17 protein-coding genes and 1 pseudogene are annotated in these 17427 nt (G+C 71.6%); 12 read left to right on the top strand and 6 right to left on the bottom strand.

The window, feature by feature from the left end:
• Nucleotides 1–5 precede the first annotated feature (5 nt).
• Entirely contained in the window at nucleotides 6–872 is an 867-nt protein-coding gene (gene rapZ, locus ABFX54_RS37360) for an RNase adapter RapZ (protein WP_346111479.1), read from the top strand.
• Here rapZ and ABFX54_RS37355 read toward each other — a convergent pair.
• Nucleotides 848–1510: a hypothetical protein gene (locus ABFX54_RS37355; protein ID WP_346111457.1), complete on the bottom strand. Its 663-nt coding sequence runs from the start codon at nucleotides 1508–1510 to the stop codon at nucleotides 848–850. The two genes, rapZ and ABFX54_RS37355, sit on opposite strands and share 25 nt — an antisense overlap.
• 72 nt (nucleotides 1511–1582) lie before the next feature.
• On the opposite strand from ABFX54_RS37355, the gene ABFX54_RS37350 reads away from it, so the two are divergent.
• Both ABFX54_RS37350 and whiA read left to right on the top strand, forming a co-directional pair.
• Complete coding sequence (locus ABFX54_RS37350; protein ID WP_364535671.1) at nucleotides 1583–2446, top strand: gluconeogenesis factor YvcK family protein; 864 nt, start codon at nucleotides 1583–1585, stop codon at nucleotides 2444–2446.
• Between the two features lie 71 nt (nucleotides 2447–2517).
• A complete protein-coding gene (gene whiA, locus ABFX54_RS37345) occupies nucleotides 2518–3498 on the top strand; it encodes a DNA-binding protein WhiA (RefSeq protein ID WP_026214667.1) in 981 nt (326 codons plus the stop codon).
• A gap of 381 nt (nucleotides 3499–3879) precedes the next feature.
• On the opposite strand, the gene ABFX54_RS37340 is transcribed toward whiA, so the two are convergent.
• Nucleotides 3880–4527: a hypothetical protein gene (locus ABFX54_RS37340; protein WP_346111454.1), complete on the bottom strand. Its 648-nt coding sequence runs from the start codon at nucleotides 4525–4527 to the stop codon at nucleotides 3880–3882.
• Nucleotides 4528–4735: 208 nt separating this feature from the next.
• On the opposite strand from ABFX54_RS37340, the gene gap reads away from it, so the two are divergent.
• The 5 genes from gap (at nucleotide 4736) to ABFX54_RS37315 (ending at nucleotide 8499) form a co-directional block, all read left to right on the top strand.
• Complete coding sequence (gap, locus tag ABFX54_RS37335; protein WP_346111453.1) at nucleotides 4736–5740, top strand: type I glyceraldehyde-3-phosphate dehydrogenase; 1005 nt, start codon at nucleotides 4736–4738, stop codon at nucleotides 5738–5740.
• Nucleotides 5741–5780: 40 nt separating this feature from the next.
• Nucleotides 5781–6968 carry a phosphoglycerate kinase gene (locus tag ABFX54_RS37330; protein WP_346111477.1) on the top strand — a complete coding sequence of 396 codons (1188 nt, stop codon included), beginning with the start codon at nucleotides 5781–5783 and terminating at the stop codon, nucleotides 6966–6968.
• Nucleotides 6969–6971: 3 nt separating this feature from the next.
• Nucleotides 6972–7754, top strand: coding sequence for a triose-phosphate isomerase (gene tpiA, locus ABFX54_RS37325; RefSeq protein ID WP_346111452.1), 783 nt, complete (start codon nucleotides 6972–6974; stop codon nucleotides 7752–7754).
• Nucleotides 7755–7849: 95 nt separating this feature from the next.
• Complete coding sequence (gene secG, locus ABFX54_RS37320; protein WP_106251512.1) at nucleotides 7850–8080, top strand: preprotein translocase subunit SecG; 231 nt, start codon at nucleotides 7850–7852, stop codon at nucleotides 8078–8080.
• 74 nt (nucleotides 8081–8154) lie between these two features.
• Entirely contained in the window at nucleotides 8155–8499 is a 345-nt protein-coding gene (locus tag ABFX54_RS37315; RefSeq protein ID WP_090942943.1) for an RNA polymerase-binding protein RbpA, read from the top strand.
• 76 nt (nucleotides 8500–8575) lie between these two features.
• On the opposite strand, the gene ABFX54_RS37310 is transcribed toward ABFX54_RS37315, so the two are convergent.
• A complete protein-coding gene (locus ABFX54_RS37310) occupies nucleotides 8576–10174 on the bottom strand; it encodes an amidohydrolase (RefSeq protein WP_346111451.1) in 1599 nt (532 codons plus the stop codon).
• A gap of 12 nt (nucleotides 10175–10186) precedes the next feature.
• Nucleotides 10187–11557, bottom strand: coding sequence for an NAD(P)/FAD-dependent oxidoreductase (locus ABFX54_RS37305; RefSeq protein ID WP_346111450.1), 1371 nt, complete (start codon nucleotides 11555–11557; stop codon nucleotides 10187–10189).
• 109 nt (nucleotides 11558–11666) lie between these two features.
• Here ABFX54_RS37305 and ABFX54_RS37300 point away from each other — a divergent pair, with 109 nt between their 5' ends.
• Entirely contained in the window at nucleotides 11667–12689 is a 1023-nt protein-coding gene (locus tag ABFX54_RS37300; RefSeq protein ID WP_346111449.1) for a GNAT family N-acetyltransferase, read from the top strand.
• Nucleotides 12690–12829: 140 nt separating this feature from the next.
• On the opposite strand, the pseudogene ABFX54_RS37295 reads toward ABFX54_RS37300, so the two are convergent.
• A pseudogene (locus tag ABFX54_RS37295) lies at nucleotides 12830–13366 on the bottom strand (Clp protease N-terminal domain-containing protein); the annotation flags it as partial.
• A gap of 73 nt (nucleotides 13367–13439) precedes the next feature.
• Here ABFX54_RS37295 and ABFX54_RS37290 point away from each other — a divergent pair.
• Together ABFX54_RS37290 and ABFX54_RS37285 are read left to right on the top strand one after the other, a co-directional pair.
• A complete protein-coding gene (locus tag ABFX54_RS37290; protein WP_346111448.1) occupies nucleotides 13440–14237 on the top strand; it encodes a hypothetical protein in 798 nt (265 codons plus the stop codon).
• Nucleotides 14238–14368: 131 nt separating this feature from the next.
• Nucleotides 14369–15238 (top strand): oxidoreductase, encoded by an 870-nt coding sequence (locus ABFX54_RS37285; RefSeq protein WP_346111447.1) that lies wholly within the window; start codon nucleotides 14369–14371, stop codon nucleotides 15236–15238.
• A 140-nt stretch (nucleotides 15239–15378) separates the two neighbouring features.
• On the opposite strand, the gene ABFX54_RS37280 is transcribed toward ABFX54_RS37285, so the two are convergent.
• Complete coding sequence (locus tag ABFX54_RS37280; protein WP_346111446.1) at nucleotides 15379–16167, bottom strand: class I SAM-dependent methyltransferase; 789 nt, start codon at nucleotides 16165–16167, stop codon at nucleotides 15379–15381.
• A gap of 99 nt (nucleotides 16168–16266) precedes the next feature.
• Here ABFX54_RS37280 and add point away from each other — a divergent pair, with 99 nt between their 5' ends.
• Nucleotides 16267–17322 (top strand): adenosine deaminase, encoded by a 1056-nt coding sequence (gene add, locus ABFX54_RS37275; protein WP_346111444.1) that lies wholly within the window; start codon nucleotides 16267–16269, stop codon nucleotides 17320–17322.
• Nucleotides 17323–17427: the final 105 nt, after the last annotated feature.

The raw sequence follows: 17427 nt of genomic DNA, 5'->3' as shown, positions 1-17427 counted from the left end.
ACGCGATGAGCGCCGGACCGGCGTTCGTCATCGTCACCGGCATGTCAGGGGCCGGGCGCAGCACCGCCGCCAAGGCGCTGGAGGACCTGGGCTGGTTCGTCATCGACAACCTGCCGCCGGGGCTGCTGTTCGCGATGGCCGAGGAGGCCGGCAAGGTCAAGCTGGCCGCCGACAAGGTGGCCGCCGTCGTCGACGTGCGCAGCCTGGCCTTCACCACCGACCTCAACGCGGCCATCGAGGAGCTCGAAGGGCGCGGCGTACGCGTGCGGGTGGTGTTCCTGGAGGCCAGCGACGAAGAGCTGGTGCGCAGGTTCGAAAACGTCCGCAGACCGCATCCTCTCCAGGGCGAGGGGCGGCTGGTCGACGGGATCACCCGCGAACGCGGCATCCTGCGGGAGGTGCGCGCCAACGCCGACCTGGTCATCGACACCTCCTCGCACAACGTGCACGACCTGCGCAACAAGATCGTCGCCTACTTCGGCGGGGAAGACCGTCCCGGGCTGCGGCTCAACGTCGTGTCGTTCGGCTTCAAGTACGGGCTGCCCGTCGACGCCGACCTGGTGGTCGACTGCCGGTTCCTGCCCAACCCGCACTGGGTGCCCGAGCTGCGGCCGATGAACGGCCTCGACGCCCCCGTGAGCGACTACGTCCTCGGCCAGCCGGGGGCCAAGGAGTTCCTCGACGCCTACGAGGAGGTCCTCCAGGTGGTCGCGGCCGGATACGCGCGCGAGGGCAAGAGCTATGCCACGCTTGCGGTGGGATGCACAGGCGGCAAGCATCGCAGCGTCGCGATGGCCGAGCAGGTCGCCGCCCGCCTGCGCGACCGCGGGATGGAGGTCCAGGTGAGTCACCGGGATGTGGGGCGGGAGTGACCGATGAAGACGTCGAAGCCGCTCCGCCGGTTCCGGTAGGGGACGCTGGGCCCGGCCTGGGTCTTGGGCCGAGCCTGGGCGGGCGCGGTCATCAGGGTCCGCCGCGGGTGGTTGGCGGGCCGGGTGGAGACGTGCCTCGCGACGCCCCTTCCGACCAGGAAGTTTCCGACCGTGGCGGCTCGGGTCGTGATGTCGCGGACGGCGGCGTTCCGGTAGGCGCCGCCGTGGACGGCAGGGCTCCCGATGGTGGGGCTCTTCAAGGCGGCATTGCGGATGGTGCTGTGCTCGACGGTGCGGTTCCCGGTGGTGGCGTCTTGGGCGGAGGGGCTGCCGATGGTGGCCTTTCGGACATCGGCGTCCTGGCCGGGGCCGGTGAAGGTTCCGGCGGCACGGTGTCCCTGAGCATGGCTTGCGGCAGCGGCATGATCGACGGTGAGTCTTCCGGGCGTGGTGCCGTGGCCGGCGTGGGGGTGGGCGGCGGAGGCGAAGACGGCGGGGTTGCGGACGGTGGGGTTGCGGACGGTGGGGTCGTGGCCGGCGTGGTCGCGCGGGAGGAGCGGGGCGGCGGCGTGGGTGACGCGGATGCGCGGGAGCAGGAGCCTGAGGTTCGCGACGGTGGTGTGGGCGCGCCGTGGCACGGCGGGTTCCGGCCGCCGGTCGTCGCGCTCGGCGGCGGGCACGGCCTGTACGCGTCCCTGTCGGCCTTACGGATGGTCACCGACCGGTTGACCGCCGTGGTGACCGTCGCCGACGACGGCGGCTCCAGCGGACGGTTGCGCCGGGAGCTCGGTGTGCTGCCACCCGGCGACCTGCGCATGGCGCTGGCCGCCTTGTGCGGTGACGACGAGTGGGGCAGCACCTGGAGCGAGGTGGTGCAGCATCGCTTCCGCAGCGAGGGCGACCTGCACGGGCACGCCGTCGGCAACCTGCTCATCGTGGCGCTGTGGGAACTGCTCGGCGACCCCGTGGCGGGGCTCGACTGGGTCGGGCGGCTGCTGGGCGCGCACGGCCGGGTGCTGCCGATGGCCTCCGTGCCGCTCGACATCGTGGCGGAGGTGGAGCTCGACGGCGTCACCTCGACCGTACGCGGGCAGGTGGCGTGCGCCCTGACGCCAGGGCGCGTGCAGGCGATCTCCCTCGTGCCCGAGGACCCGCCGGCGCGGCCTGAGGCCGTGGCGGCGGTGCTGGAGGCCGACTGGGTGGTGTTCGGGCCCGGGTCGTGGTTCACCAGCGTGCTGCCGCACCTCAAGGTGCCCGAGCTGGCCAGGGCCCTGCACGCGACCAGGGCCAAGCGGCTCGTCACGCTCAACCTCGCCCCCCAGCCGGGCGAGACCGACGACTTCTCCCCCCAGCAGCATCTGGAGGTGCTCCGGCAGCACGCACCCGGCCTGTCGATCGACGTCGTGCTCGCCGACACCGGTGTCGTGGACGATCCCGACGCCTTGGAGAAGGCGGCGGCGGCGCTCGGCGCCCGGCTCGTCATGGCCGACGTGGCCGCCGCGGACGGCTCCGCGCGGCATGACCCACGACGTCTTGCCTCCGTCCTGGACGAGATTTTCCTCCAGAAGCGTTGATCCTGGTCGGCGTGGCGCGAAGGTGCGAGAGACTCAAAGGAGCCGGTCTGAATGGGGGAGAGGACTAACGCATGGCGATGACAGGTGTGGTGAAAGACGAACTGAGCCGCCTGCCGGTGCTCAAGCCGTGCTGCCGAAAGGCGGAGGTTTCGACGCTGCTGCGGTTCGCCAGCGGCCTGCACCTGGTGGGCGGCCGGATCGTGATAGAGGCCGAACTCGACACCAACGCCACCGCACGGCGGCTGATCAAGGACATCGGCGAGGTCTTCGGGCACAAGGCGGAGGTGCTCGTGCTCGCGCCCGCCGGGCTGCGCAAGGGCTCGCGCTACGTCGTACGCGTCTACCGCGACGGTGAGGCGCTGGCCCGCCAGACGGGCCTCATCGACAACCACGGCCGCCCCGTGCGCGGCCTGCCGCGCCAGGTCGTGGCGGGGGCCGCCTGCGACGCGGAGGCCGCCTGGCGGGGGGCCTTCCTGGCGCACGGCTCGCTCACCGAGCCCGGGCGCTCCATGTCGCTGGAGGTCACCTGCCCGGGGCCGGAGGCGGCGCTGGCACTGGTGGGCTCGGCACGGCGGCTGAAGATCCACGCCAAGGCGCGCGAGGTGCGCGGCGTGGACCGGGTGGTGGTGCGCGACGGTGACGCGATCAGCGCGCTGCTCACCCGGCTCGGGGCGCACGACAGCGTGCTGGCCTGGGAGGAGCGGCGGATGCGGCGCGAGGTGCGCGCCACCGCCAACCGCCTGGCCAACTTCGACGACGCCAACCTGCGTCGTTCCGCCAGGGCCGCGGTCGCGGCGGGGGCGCGGGTGCAGCGGGCGCTGGAGATCCTGGGGGACGAGGCGCCCGAGCACCTGGTCGTGGCCGGGCGGCTGCGGGTGGAGCACAAGCAGGCGTCGCTGGAGGAGCTGGGGCAGATCGCCGACCCGCCGCTGACCAAGGACGCGATCGCCGGACGGATCCGGCGGTTGCTGGCCATGGCCGACAAACGGGCCTCCGATCTGGGGATCCCCAACACTGAGGCCAATCTCACAGTGGACATGCTCGCGCCGTGAGGTGACGCGACGGTGAGGCGGCTGCTTTCGCGTGCCGGGCAGGTTGCACGCGGGCGCTCAGGGGGTGTCCGGGCGCGCGTCACGCGGTGGTGGCCGCCTTCGTCGTGGGATGGCGGATGGTCGGCCGTCCTGGCGTGGCGAGCGGTCGGCCGTCCTGGGTGGCGGGCGATCGGCCGGGGACGGCACGGTCAGGGGAACGTGTCAGGCGTCCCGTCCGTCGGGGGGTGTGCCGAGGATCGGCGTGGTGGTGGCGCGTCATGCGGTCTGCTGCCCGGTGGGCCGCGTTGGCGCCGCTGCGCGTGCCGTGCCGGCGGTTCCCGTTCGCCTGGCGTGTCGCCGCCGGTGTGCCGCCGTGAGCAGGCGGGCGGGTGAGGGGACCCGTCAGTCCTTCACGGGCTTGCGGGGGGTGAAGAGATCGGCCGTGGTCTTCGGGGTGGGCTGCTGCGCGGGCTCGAACGGGGCCCGGTACTCGGGCTCCTTCGTCTCCTCGGCCTCCGCCGCGTCCTCCTGCGCCCGCTGGGCCCGCCGCACCCGCGTCACTCGCAGCGTGAGCAGGGCGAACGCGGCCACGGCCGCCACGGCGACGTACAGCCACGCGGACCACGTCTCCGCGAGCGGCCCCCGGTACAGCGCGAGCGCGTCCTGCAGGCCGGTGTTGAAGTTGGTCATGTCGATGTCGCCCAGGTCGGCGGTGGCCGGTTCGGGCGAGGGGCCGCCGCGCAGGGCGGCGCCGTACAGGATGGAGGAGCCCGTGATCTGCCCGGCCACGACCGCGCCGCCCGCGAACAGCGCGGCGAACGGGAGCAGGACGAGGGAGCGCGGACGTACGGCGCCCGTCGCGAGAGCGACCAGTGCGGCGATCACGAGCGACAGGCCCAGCAGGACCGGATGGCCGCCCCAGAACGTGATGACGGCGGCCGGCAGGCTCTGCTGGAACAGCACGACCATCCCCATGCCGGCCGCGCAGACGAGCGCGGCGAGCAGCCCTGCTAGGAGTCCGGGCAGTAGGCCGGACCGCTTATGTGACATCTCAGCCCCCAGAGAATGCACGAATTTACTCCGACGAGTCGGGCACTTTACTCGAACCTCTCAAAACGTGTCGCCAGAACGGTGATTCGCAGGGCAGGGCCTGAAGTGGTCTAAACCAATTTGGTTCCGATAGGGTTCGTGGTAGAGGATCCCGCCCGCCGGTGGCTGAAGGATCCAGCCCGCCATCTGTTCGAGGAGATCGGTTCCCGTGAGCATTCGCGTAGGCGTCAACGGCTTCGGCCGCATCGGTCGCAACTTCTGGCGCGCTGTCGCCGCCAGCGGCAAGGACATCGAGATCGTCGCGGTCAACGACCTGACCGACACCGCGACGCTCGCCCACCTGCTGAAGTACGACAGCATCCTCGGCCGCCTGCCCTACGAGGTCAAGGCGACCAGTGACGAGATCACCGTTGACGGCAAGGCCATCAAGGTCTTCGCCGAGCGTGACCCGGGCAAGCTGCCCTGGGGCGACCTCGGCGTGGACGTGGTGGTGGAGTCGACCGGCCTGTTCACCGACGCCACCAAGGCGCGGGTGCACGCCGACAACGGCGCCAAGAAGGTGATCATCTCCGCCCCGGCGAAGAACGAGGACGTCACCGTCGTGCTGGGCGTCAACGACGGCGACTACGACCCGGCCAGCCACACGGTCATCTCCAACGCCTCCTGCACCACCAACTGCCTGGCGCCGATGGCGAAGGTCCTGCACGACACCTTCACCATCGAGAAGGGTCTGATGACCACCATCCACGCCTACACGCAGGACCAGAACCTCCAGGACGGCCCGCACAAGGACCTGCGCCGCGCCCGCGCCGCCGCGCTCAACGTGGTGCCCACCTCGACCGGCGCCGCCAAGGCCATCGGCCTGGTGCTGCCCGAGCTCAAGGGCAAGCTCGACGGGTTCGCCATGCGCGTGCCGATCCCCACGGGCTCGGCCACCGACCTGACCGTCGACGTCAGCCGCGACGTCACCGTCGAGGAGGTCAACGCCGCGGTCAAGGCCGCCGCCGAGGGCTCGCTCAAGGGCATCATCAGCTACACCGAGGACGAGATCGTCTCCTCCGACATCGTGACCGACCCGGCCTCCTGCGTCTTCGACGCCGGCCTGACCAAGGTCATCGGCAACCAGGTCAAGGTCGTCGGCTGGTACGACAACGAGTGGGGCTACTCCAACCGACTCGCCGACCTGGTCGAGCTCGTCGGCCGCGGTCTGTGAGCGAAGGTCAGGACGGCCTCTTTACCACGGGAGCATGAGCATGCGCACGCTCGACGATCTCGACGTGAAGGGGCGGCGCGTGCTCGTGCGCGCCGACCTCAACGTCCCCCTCGACGGGGAGAGGATCACCGACGACGGCCGCATCCGGGCGTCGGTGCCGACGATCAAGGCCCTGCTGGATCGGGGCGCCAAGGTCGTCGTCTGCGCCCACCTGGGCAGGCCCAAGGGCAAGGTCAACCCGGAATACTCGCTCGCGCCCGTCGCCGCGCGGCTCGGCGAGCTGCTCGGCCAGGACGTGGCCTTCGCCGCCGACGTGGTCGGCGAGAGCGCGCGGAGCACGGTCGAGGCGCTCCAGGACGGCCAGGTGGCCCTGCTGGAAAACCTGCGCTACGAGCCGGGCGAGGAGTCCAAGGACGACGCCACGCGCGGTGAGTTCGCGGCCAGGCTGGCGGGGCTGGCCGAGCTCTACGTGGGCGACGGCTTCGGCGCGGTGCACCGCAAGCACGCCAGCGTCTACGACGTGCCCGGGCTGCTGCCGCACGCCGCGGGCGGGCTGGTCGTGGCCGAGGTCGAGGTGCTGCGCAAGCTGACCGAGAGCCCCGAGCGGCCCTACGTGGTGGTGCTGGGCGGGGCCAAGGTCTCCGACAAGCTCGGCGTCATCGCCAACCTGCTGACCAAGGTCGACCGGCTGCTCATCGGCGGCGGCATGGCCTACACCTTCCTCAAGGCCCAGGGCCATGAGGTCGGGAGGTCGCTGCTCCAGGAGGACCAGCTCGACCAGGTGCGGGGCTTCCTCGACGAGGCCGCGCGGCGGGGCGTCGAGCTCGTGCTGCCCGTCGACGTGCTGGCGGCGGTCACCTTCGCCGCCGACGCCGAGCACGACGTGGTCGAGGCCACGGCCATCCCGGCCGACCGGGAGGGGCTCGACATCGGGCCGAGGACGCGCGAGCTGTTCGCGGCCAAGCTGGCCGACGCGAGGACGGTGTTCTGGAACGGGCCTATGGGCGTGTTCGAGTTCGAGGCGTTCTCCGGCGGCACCAGGGCGGTGGCCGAGGCGCTGATCGCCGGTGACGCCTTCACCGTGGTGGGCGGCGGTGACTCGGCGGCGGCCGTACGCAAGCTGGAGCTGCCCGAGGACGGTTTCTCGCACATCTCCACGGGTGGCGGCGCCAGCCTCGAATACCTGGAGGGCAAGACCCTCCCCGGACTCGCGGCCCTGGAGGACTGAACGGTGCAGCGCAAGCCGCTCATCGCCGGCAACTGGAAGATGAACCTCAACCATTTCGAGGCCATCGCCCTGGTCCAGAAGCTGGCCTTCGCGCTCAGCGACAAGGACTTCGACAAGGCCGAGGTCGCCGTCCTGCCGCCCTTCACCGACCTGCGCAGCGTCCAGACCCTGGTCCACGGCGACAAGCTCAGGATCGTCTACGGCGCCCAGGACCTGTCCGAGCACGACGGCGGCGCCTACACCGGCGAGGTGTCGGGCGCGATGCTGGCCAAGCTCGGCTGCGCCTACGTCGTGGTGGGCCACTCCGAGCGCCGGCAGTACCACGGCGAGGACGACGACCTGGTCAACGGCAAGGTGCGGGCGGCCTACCGCCACTCGCTGACGCCCATCCTGTGCGTGGGGGAGGGCCTTCCCGTGCGTCAAGCGGGGGGCCAGATCGCGCACTGTTTGGGACAACTCGACGGGGCGCTGCGCAAAATCAGCGCCGAGCAGGCAAAATCGATAGTGGTGGCCTACGAACCGGTGTGGGCGATCGGCACCGGTGAGGTGGCCACCCCGGAGGACGCCCAGGAGGTCTGCGGAGCGCTGCGGGTCAGACTCGCCGAGCTCTACGACCCCGAAGTGGCCTCCGCGATCCGTATCCTTTACGGTGGCTCGGTCAAGTCAGGAAACGTCGCCGGCATCATGGCTCAGCCGGATGTCGACGGCGCGCTCGTCGGTGGCGCCAGCATCGACGCCGGAGAGTTCGCGAAGATCTGCCGATTCTCCGATATGCCTGCCAACTGAGCCGTTCTGGGGGTGCGACTTGACATCAGGTCGTACCCTCAAGAGGCAAGTTTGAATCGTCACGCGTAACAGAGCACTGAAGGAACAGGCATACCGTGGTACTCGGAATCTCCATCGCCCTCATCCTGGCGAGCCTTCTCATGATCCTGCTCGTTCTGCTTCATAAGGGCAAGGGCGGTGGCCTGTCTGACATGTTCGGCGGCGGCTTCTCGTCGAACTTCGGTGGTTCCTCGGTGGTGGAGCGTAACCTCGACCGGCTGACCGTCATCACCGGCACGGTCTGGTTCGTCTGCATCATCGCTCTCGGCCTGCTCATGAGGCCGTGAGCTAGCAAGTCAACGCGTGACAGTGATTCTCCCCCCGTGTCTGTACGCGGGGCGATCGAGCGAGGAGTTCATCCGTGGGTAGTGGCAACGCGATCCGTGGCAGCCGAGTCGGCGCCGGCCCGATGGGGGAGGCCGAGCGTGGCGAGGCGGCTCCGAGAGTGCGGGTCTCGTTCTGGTGCGCCAACATGCACGAGACGCGCCCCAGCTTCGCCAGCGACGCGGCGGTGCCCGAGCTGTGGGACTGCCCGCGTTGTGGTCTCCCGGCCGGACAGGACGAGGAGGCGCCGCCTGCCCCGCCGAAGAACGAGCCGTACAAGACGCACCTGGCCTACGTGAAGGAGCGCAGGAGCGACAAGGACGGCAAGGCGATCCTGGAGGAAGCACTGGAGCGCCTGCGCAACAACAAGTCCCCCTGGTAGTGGTGGCGGACGACGAAGGGGCCCCGGGCGGCTGCCCGGGGCCCCTTCGTCGTGTCCGCCGTGAGAGAGCCGTCGGTCAGCTCTCGTGGACCGGCTCGCCGTCCACGAACGTCATGCGCACCCGCGTCGTCCAGATCTCGCCCGGCGGCAGCTCGAACGGGTCGCGGTCCAGCACCACCAGGTCGGCGGGGCGGCCCGGCTCGATGACGCCGGCGGGGGAGCGGTTGATCCAGGCCGAGCCCGCCGTGTACGCGGTCATGGCCGTGGCCAGGTCCATCCGCTGGCCGGGCAGGAACGGCGTCTGCGCCGTCGGGTAGCCCGCGTGCAGCGAACCGCCGGGCTCGGTGCGGTTGACCGCCACGTGCATGCCCTGCAGCGGATCGGCGTCGGAGACCGGCCAGTCGCTGCCCGCGCAGAGGCGGGCCCCGGTGGCCAGCAGGTCCGCGAACGGGTACTGCCACGACGAACGCGGCTCGCCCAGGTACGGCAGCGTCAGCTCGTCCATCTGGGCGTGGTGCGTGGCCCACAGCGGCTGCAGGTTGGCGGTGACGCCCAGGGCGGCGAAGCGCGGCACGTCGGACGGCTCGATGATCTGCAGGTGGGCGATGTGGTGCCGGTTGGCGGGATCGGTGCCCTCGAAGGAGTCGAGCGCCTCGCGCACCGCCCGCTCGCCGATGGCGTGCACGTGCACCTGGAAGCCGAGCCGGTCGAGCTCGGCGACGCACTCGCGCAGCAGGGCCGGATCCACGTACGACAGCCCCGTGCCCCCGCACAGGCAGTAGGGCTCCAGGGTCGCGGCGGTGAAGTTCTCCGTGATGCCGTCCTGCATGATCTTGACCGAGCCGGCCCGGAACCGGTCGAGGCCCTCGGCCGACGCGCGCCGTGCCACCAGCTCCTCGATCTGATCGAGCCCGCGCGTCCTGTCCCACCACAGCGCGCCCACGACGCGCGCCCGCAGCATCCCTGAGCGGGCCGCTGCCAGGTAGGCGGGCAACTGGTCCTGCGAGCCCGCGTAGGAGCCCACGATGGCGTCCTGCCAGCCGGTGATGCCCAGCGAGAACAGGTGCCGCTGTGCCTCCGCCAGCGCGTCCTGGAGGTCCTGGGGCGTCGGGCGGGGCGTGAGCAGGCCGACCAGGTCCATCGCGCCCTCGTGCAGGACCCCGGTCGGCGCGCCCGTGGGGTCGCGCTCGATGCGGCCGTCGGCGGGGTCGGGCGTGTCGCGGGTGATGCCGGCCCGTTCGAGCGCGCGGGTGTTGACCCAGGCGGCGTGGTGGTCGCGCTGGATCAGATAGGCGGGGCGGTCGAGGAAGTCGATCTGTTCGCGGTGCGGCAAGCCATCCGAAAATGCCGACATGTCCCAGCCGCCGCCATCAATCCACTCTTTATCAAGATTTTTCGCCGCATAGTCGGCGATCTTTTCTCTGTACGCGTCCAGTCCGTATTTGTCGGACAAATCGCACTTCGCGCGTTCAAGGCCCGCCTGGATGGGATGGATGTGCGCGTCGGTGAAACCGGGCACCAGCAGCCCGCCGTCGAGATCCACCGTCTCGCCGGCCCGCGGCGCCGGCTCCCCTTCCGCGACCACCGCGGCGATCACGCCGTCCCGCACCAGCACGGATCCGGCCAGGACACCCTTCGGGGTGAAGACGCGACCGCCTCGGAAGAGGATGCTCATGGGCGTTCCTTTCTAGTGGCCGGTGATCATATCGGCGAACCGGGCCAGGGCGGAGGTGCGCGGCATCGTCCGCTCCCGGTGGTCGGCCATCCGGTACAGGCGGTACATCGCGTGCACGCCCGCCCAGCGCAGCGGCTCGGGCTCCCAGCGGCGCACCCGGTGGCCCACCCACGGCAGCGACGTCAGCTCCGTCTCCTCGCCGAGTATCAGGTCGCGCAGCGTGCGCCCGGCCAGGTTGGTGGTGGTCACGCCGTGGCCGGTGTAGCCGCCCGCCCAGCCCAGGCCCGTCGCGGGGTCCACGTGCACGGCCGAGCACCAGTCGCGTGGCACCGCCAGCACACCCGACCAGGCGTGCGCGACCGAGGAGGAGCGGGCGGCGGGGAAGAAGCCGGTCAGCAGCCGCCACAGGGCCTCGACGGTCCACTCGTGGGTGTGGCCGCGGGCGTCCACGCGCGAGCCGTACAGGTACGGGCGGCCGCGCCCGCCGAAGGCGATCCGGTCGTCGGCCGTGCGCTGGGCGTACATGTAGTAGTGGGCCATGTCGCCGAGCAGCTCCGCGCCCTGCCAGCCGACCTCGTCCCAGAACGACGCGGGGAGGGGCTCGGTGACGATCATCGAGCTGTTCATCGGCAGCCACTGCCTGCGCAGGCCGCGCAGCCGGGCGGTGAAGCCCTCGGTCGCGCGGATCACGTGGCCGGCCGTCACCGTGCCGTACGGCGTACGCGCCCGGTGCGGGGCGATGGCGGTCACCGGGGTGCGCTCGTAGACGGGCACGCCCAGCTCGCGCACCGCCCTGGCCAGGCCGCGTGCCAGCTTGGCCGGCTGGATCCTGGCGCAGTGGGGGCTCCAGGAGGCCGCCAGAGCGCCGGAGACGCGTACCCGGTCCGCCGGGTCCACCAGGCGCAGATCGGCCTCCTCGATGCCCCAGGAGCGGGCGGAGGCCACCGTCTCGCGCAGCCGGGCGGCCTGGGCCGGGGTGCGGGCGACGTTCAGCACGCCGCCCTTGACCAGGTCGCAGTCGATGGACTCCCGCTCGCAGACCGCGATGACCTCGTCGATCGAGGCGTACATGGCGCGCTGGAGCCGCCGCGCGCCTTCCCCGTAGCGCTCGTGCGAGCCGGCCAGGTCGCCGGTGAGCCAGCCGCCGTTGCGTCCCGAGGCGCCGAACCCGGCGAACTCCTGCTCCAGCACCACCACGTTCAGTGACGGGCGGGCCCGCTTGAGGTAGTAGGCGGTCCACAGGCCCGTGTAGCCGGCGCCGACGATGGCCACGTCGGCCCGAAGGTCGCCGTCGAGCCGAGGGCCGGCGGCGGGCAGCCCGGACGACCGGTACCAGAAGGAGACGTCGCCGTTCACGAACCCGGTCGACAAAGGGACACTCATAGCGACATATCCTCCTATATCGGGATAAGTCGGCGCATCATGCGACGAAATACGCAATGTAAACACGTCGGTAGCGGCCGTGTAACAGCCGCGGGGCATGCTCGTGCCCATGGGATTCCTGCGCATCCGAACGACGGTGGACGAGCGACCCGGCCGGCTGGCCTCGCTGGCCTCGGCCCTTGCCGACAGGGGCGGCAACATCCTCGGCCTGAGCGTACAGTCCGACACCGACGGCACCGTCGACGAGTTCGTCGCCGACATCCCGGCCAGCGCCGAGACCGTGCGCGAGGCCCTCGAGGCGGCCGGCGGCCGCCGCGTCGAGGTGGTGCCCGCCACCGCCCACGAGCTGACCGACGAGCCCACCAGGGCGCTGCTGCTGGCCTCCAGGCTGCGCACGATGCCCTGGCGGCTGCCGGAGCTGCTGGCCGAGCTGCTGCGCGCGGACGACGCCCGGTGGATCTATGGTGAGCCCGTGAGTGATCTTCCCGACCCGACCCAGCTCGTCGTCCCGGTCGCCCCCAGGCGCGCCGTCCGCCTGCGCCGTTCCGAGCTGCCGTTCACGCTGACCGAGGCGGCCAGGGCGGCCTCCTTCGCCCGGCTGGCCCAGCCCGCGACGGAGCCGGCCACGGCGGAGCGCGCGATCAAGGTCGCCGACGGCGCGGAGGTGACGGTGCGCCCGCTCACCTCGATCTACCGCGAGGCGGTGCGCGACCTGCACGACAGGTGCTCGCCGGAGTCGCGCAGGTTCCGCTACTTCACCGCCATGCCGGCGCTGCCGCCGCGCGCGTTCGACAAGCTCTGCGACAGGAGCAAGGGATATTCGCTGGTCGCGGGGCACGACGGGCAGGTGGTGGGCATGGCCAACCTCATGTTCACCCCCGACCCCGGGATCGCGGAGATGGCCTTCCTGGTCGAGGACCGCTGGCAGGGGCGCGGTCTGGGCACGGCGATGGCCAGAATGCTCGTACGAGCGGCCCGCGATCTGGGGTACGCCGAGGTCAGGGCCACCATGCTGTCGGACAACGCGCGGATGCGCCGGCTGCTGGTCGCGCTGGGCGCCGGCCTCGCCTACACCGAGGACCCGGGAGTGATGGAGGCCCGGCTCCCGGTCGGCGCGCTGGCCTCGGTCTGAGGCGTCCCGAGTCCGGGGGTCTCGGCCTGAGACGGACGGGGGGCGGCCTCCGTCACCGCCGGGCCGAGCCCGCGATCGCCTCAGCCCAGGCCCGCCTCGTCGTTGCCCGCCTGACCGGGCGGGTCCCGCTTCTCGATGCCGAGGTGGCGTTCGATGCGGTCGAGGCTCTCCTGGATCTGCGTGAGCCGCTCGCTCAGCACGGAGCCGCCGGCGAAGAACATCTCGGCCGGACGTTCCTTGGGGGCGCGGCCCACGCGGTCGAGCACGCGCTGGCGTACGTCCACCAGGTCGGCGCCGGCGTCCGCCAGCGCCGAGGCGGCCAGCCCCTCGCCCTCCCTGATCAGCCCGAGCAGGATGTGCTCGGTGCCGATGTAGTTGTGCCGCAGCTGCAGCGCCTCGCGCAGTGACAGCTCCAGGACCTTCTTGGCGCGCGGCGTGAACGGGATGTGCCCGCTCGGCGCCTTGCTGCCGTGGCCGACCTCGCGCTCGACATACGCGCGTACGTGCTCGATGTCCACGCCGCAGCTGTCGAGCACCAGCGAGGCGAGCCCTTCACCCTCGTGGACGAGGCCGAGCAGCAGATGTTCTGTGCCGATGTAGTTGTGGCTCATCATCCGCGCCTCCTCCTGAGCGAGGACGACGACCCTGCGCGCACGGTCGGTGAAGCGTTCGAACACCGGATGCCTCCGTTCGGCTGGGGCTGCCTCCACTATGCGCTAGAAACCCGGCCGTGTGGGGTATTTGTCCTGTGTGGATCTTGACGAGGTGGCCGGCCGCCTGTATGAGTTGCCGCCGTCCGAGTTCACCGCCGCGCGCACGGCGGAGGCCCGCGCGGCCAAGGACGCGGGGGACGCACGGCTCTCGCGCGACATCGCGAGACTGCGCCGGCCGACGGTCTCCGCCTGGGCGGTGAACCGGCTGGCCCGCGAGCATCCCGACGCGCTCGCCGAGCTCCTCGACGTGGGCGAGAGCCTGCGCGCGGCTTGGGAACGGCAGGACGCGGGCAAGCTGGCCGAGCTGACCCGGCGGCGGGGCGAGGTGACCGGGAGGGCGGGCCGGCTCGCGCGGGAGGGTGTGAACCTGTCGGCCGCCGCGGGGGCCGAGGTGGACCAGACGCTGGACGCCGCCGTCGTGGACGCGGGCGCGGCCCAGGAGGTGCGCCGCGGCCGGCTGGACAAGCCGCTGCGGTTCAGCGGCTTCGCGCCCGCCCCCGTCCCACGCGGGCGTCCTGCCGCCGCCAGAGGGAGACGCGGCAGCGGTACGGAGGACACGGAGAAGGCGCGGGCGGAGGCGCGGGAGGAGGAGGCCAGGAAGCGCGCCGAGGTCGAGGCCAGGAAGGCCGAGGAGCGGCGGGAGGCCGAGGCGGCGCACCGGGAGTGGCGCGAGGCCCTGGACGCGGCCGAGAGGGAGCACGGCGAGCGCGCGGAGAAGGTGGCGCGGCTGGAGCGGAAACTGGCCAAGGCACGCAAGAAGCTGGACGACAGCGCCCAGCGGCTGGAGGTGACGCGCCGCGAGGAGCGGCACGCCCGCCTGCGCCTGGAACGCTAGGTGATCTCCGAAGCGCCGGGAACGTGCGCCGGTGATGTGCGCAATGTCGTGAACCAGAGCCGGTGATCTACGAAACGTCCGGAACGATTAGTCTGTGATCAACGCAACGGTTCCGCATCCCTGGAGCGCCGATGACCGCCTGGACCCCAGCCTCCATGCCCGACCTGAGCGGCAAGTCGGCCGTCGTGACCGGCGCCAACAGCGGCATCGGGTACCCCACCGCGCTGGAGCTGGCCAGACACGGCGCCCACGTCATCGTGGCGGCGCGCGACCAGGGCAGGGGCGAGGAGGCGGTCGCGCGGATCCTGCGGGAGGCGCCCGGGGCCCAGGTCGAGTACGGGCGGCTCGACCTCGCCGATCTCTCCTCGGTCAGGGACTTCGCCGCGGGCGTGCGCAAGCTCGACCTGCTGATCAACAACGCCGGCATCGCCATGGTCCCCAGGGGCACGACCAGGGACGGCTTCGAGATGCAGTTCGGCACCAACCACCTGGGGCACTTCGCGCTCACCGGGCTGCTGCTGCCGCTGCTGATCGCCGCTCCAGGGGCTCGGGTCGTGACCGTGACCAGCGACGCGCACAACGCGGGCCGGATCGACTTCGACGATCTGGGCCTGGAGCGCCGCTACGGCCGCATGTCCGCGTACGGGCGCTCCAAGCTCGCCAACGTGCTGTTCGCGCTGGAGTTGCAGCGGCGGGCCGACAAGGCGGGGGGCGATCTGCTCAGCACGGTGACCCACCCCGGCCCGACGGCCACCCGGATCGTCAAGGTGGGGCCGTTGCAGCCGCTGGTGGAGCTGGTGCTGAAGCCGGCCGCCGCGGGCGCCGTTCCTTCGCTGTACGCGGCCACCTCGCCCGACGTGCGCGGCGGCGAGTACTTCGGCCCCAAGGCCAAGCTGCTCGTCCCGTCGGAGCGGGCCCGCTCGGAGGAGCTGGCCGCGCGCCTGTGGGAGGTGTCGGCCGAGCTGACAGGCGTGCGGTACGAGGCGCTCGCCGGCCGCTGAGGGACCGGGGGGTGCGGTTCGAGGGCGCCGGCCGGCCGCTGAAAGGACGGGCCCGCGTCGGTGACTGGGGACGTCTGGCGGCGACTCGGCTGCTGGGGACGTTCGGCGGAGACTCCTTGCCGGGGTCGTCCCGCGGTGACTCAGCGGTGCGCGCGGGCGAGGTGGGCGCAGACCGGGAACCCCGCCCGCTCGTACGGCGCCGCCAGCCGCAGGTAGCAGGCCCTGATCCGCTCGGCGACCTCCGGCGGCTGCCGGCCGATGACCGCGAACCGGGGACCGCCCGCCAGCACGATCTCCGTCCACCAGGCCGCGAGGTCGACCCGGTGCCGCCACCTGACCTCCTCCACGACGGCCTGCCTGAACCCGGCCTCCGCCAGCAGCGAGGTGAAGCGCTCGGGCGTGTCGTGCGCGGTGAACGAGCGGACCGGCGGCTCGTAGGGGATCCCGGCCTCGGCGATGGCGTCGGCGATCACGCCGGTGGCCGTCATCTCGTCGGCCTTCCACCAGGTCAGCCCGATCGTGCCGCCCGGCCGCAGCACACGGTGCAGCTCTGTCAGTGCCGCGGCGGCGTCGGGAACGTGATTGATGATGAAATTTCCGGCTATTCCATCAAATTGCTCGTCATAGAACGGCAGCTCGGGCAGCGCCGCCGGCCGGACCTTCGCGGACGGATTGCGGCGGGCGGTCAGCGCCACCATGCCCGGATCGACGTCCACGGCCGTCACCTCGGCCCCCGCCGCCAGCGCCGCCGACGTCACCACCCCGGTCCCACAGCCCACGTCGAGCAGGCGCGGGGCGCGGCCCCCCGCCACGCGGTCCACGTCGAGCAGGCGCAGGGCAGGGTCGCGAGCCACGGAGGCGACGAGGAGACCGGCGGTGTGGGCCGTGAGGCGGGCGAAGCCGCGGTCGTAGGCTTCGGCGTCGGTCACGCGCCCCAGCCTAGCCCAGCCACAGAATCTAACAAATGACTGTGAGATTTAGCGGCGAAGCCTGTATTTCCGGGAAGCGCCGCCCCTATGGTCGTCGGCATGACCCTTGACGCCTTCATCGACGCCCTGCCCAAGGTCGAACTGCACGTGCACCTGGTGGGCTCGGCCTCGGTGCCCACCGTGCTGGAGCTGTCGCGCCGCCACCCCGGCAGCGAGGTGCCCACCTCGGAGGAGGAGCTGCGCCGCTTCTACACCTTCACCGACTTCCCCCACTTCGCCCAGGTCTACGGGGCCGTCAACTCCCTGGTACGCGAGCCGGAGGACGTGGCCACCCTCGTCCTCGGCCTGGCCCGCGACCTCGTCCCGCAAGGGGTCAGGTACGCCGAGCTGCAGGTCACCCCGTACGCGCACCACATGGTCGGCCTGCCCATGCGGGCCGTCACCGAGGCGCTGGACGTGGCCTCCAGCCGTTCGCTCAGCGAGTACGGGGTGGAGATGGCCTACATCTTCGACATCCCCGGCGAGTACGGCGAGGAGGCCGCGAAGGTGACCCTGGAGCACGCCCTGCGAGAACCTCCCGCCGCGCTGGTAGGTTTCGGCATCGGCGGGATCGAGCAGGAACGCCCCAAATACCGCGACGCCTACCGTTCGGCGTTCTCGGCCGCCCGCGCGGCGGGCCTGCACAGCGTGCCCCACGGCGGGGAGATGAGCGGGCCCGAGACGATCTGGGAGGTCATCGACGGCTACGGCGCCGAGCGCATCGGCCACGGCATCAACTGCCTGTCAGACCCCCGCCTGGTGGCGCACCTGCGCGAGACGCAGCTTCCGCTGGACGTGTGCCCGACCTCCAACGTGTGCACGGGCCAGGTCGCCGGGATCGAGGACCACCCGCTGCCCCGGCTGCTGGAGGAGGGGCTGTTCGTCACGCTCAACAGCGACGACCCGCCGATGTTCGCCACGACGACGGCCGCGGAGTACCGGGCGGTGGCGCGGGCGTTCGGATTCGGGAAGGAGCGGCTGGCGGAGTTCGCGCGGAACGGGGTGCGGGCGTCGTACCTGAGCGAGGAGCGCAAGCGGCTGCTCATCGAGGAGATCGACGCGCTGACCGGCCAGGAGGCCGCACAGGCGCCGGGGGCGCAGGAGCCGGGCGCGTAGAGACCGGCCGGGGAGACGAGCGCGAGCAGGCCGACGGGAACCACCACAGTTGCGAGCGAGCCGGCGAGAACCGCCGCGGGCGTGACCCCGGCCGATCGGCGAGGG

Source organism: Nonomuraea maheshkhaliensis (assembly GCF_039529435.1).
GTDB classification, from domain to species: Bacteria; Actinomycetota; Actinomycetes; order Streptosporangiales; family Streptosporangiaceae; genus Nonomuraea; species Nonomuraea maheshkhaliensis.
Note: the sequence above shows the minus strand (reverse complement) of the source record. Positions and strands in the feature narration are given on the sequence as shown.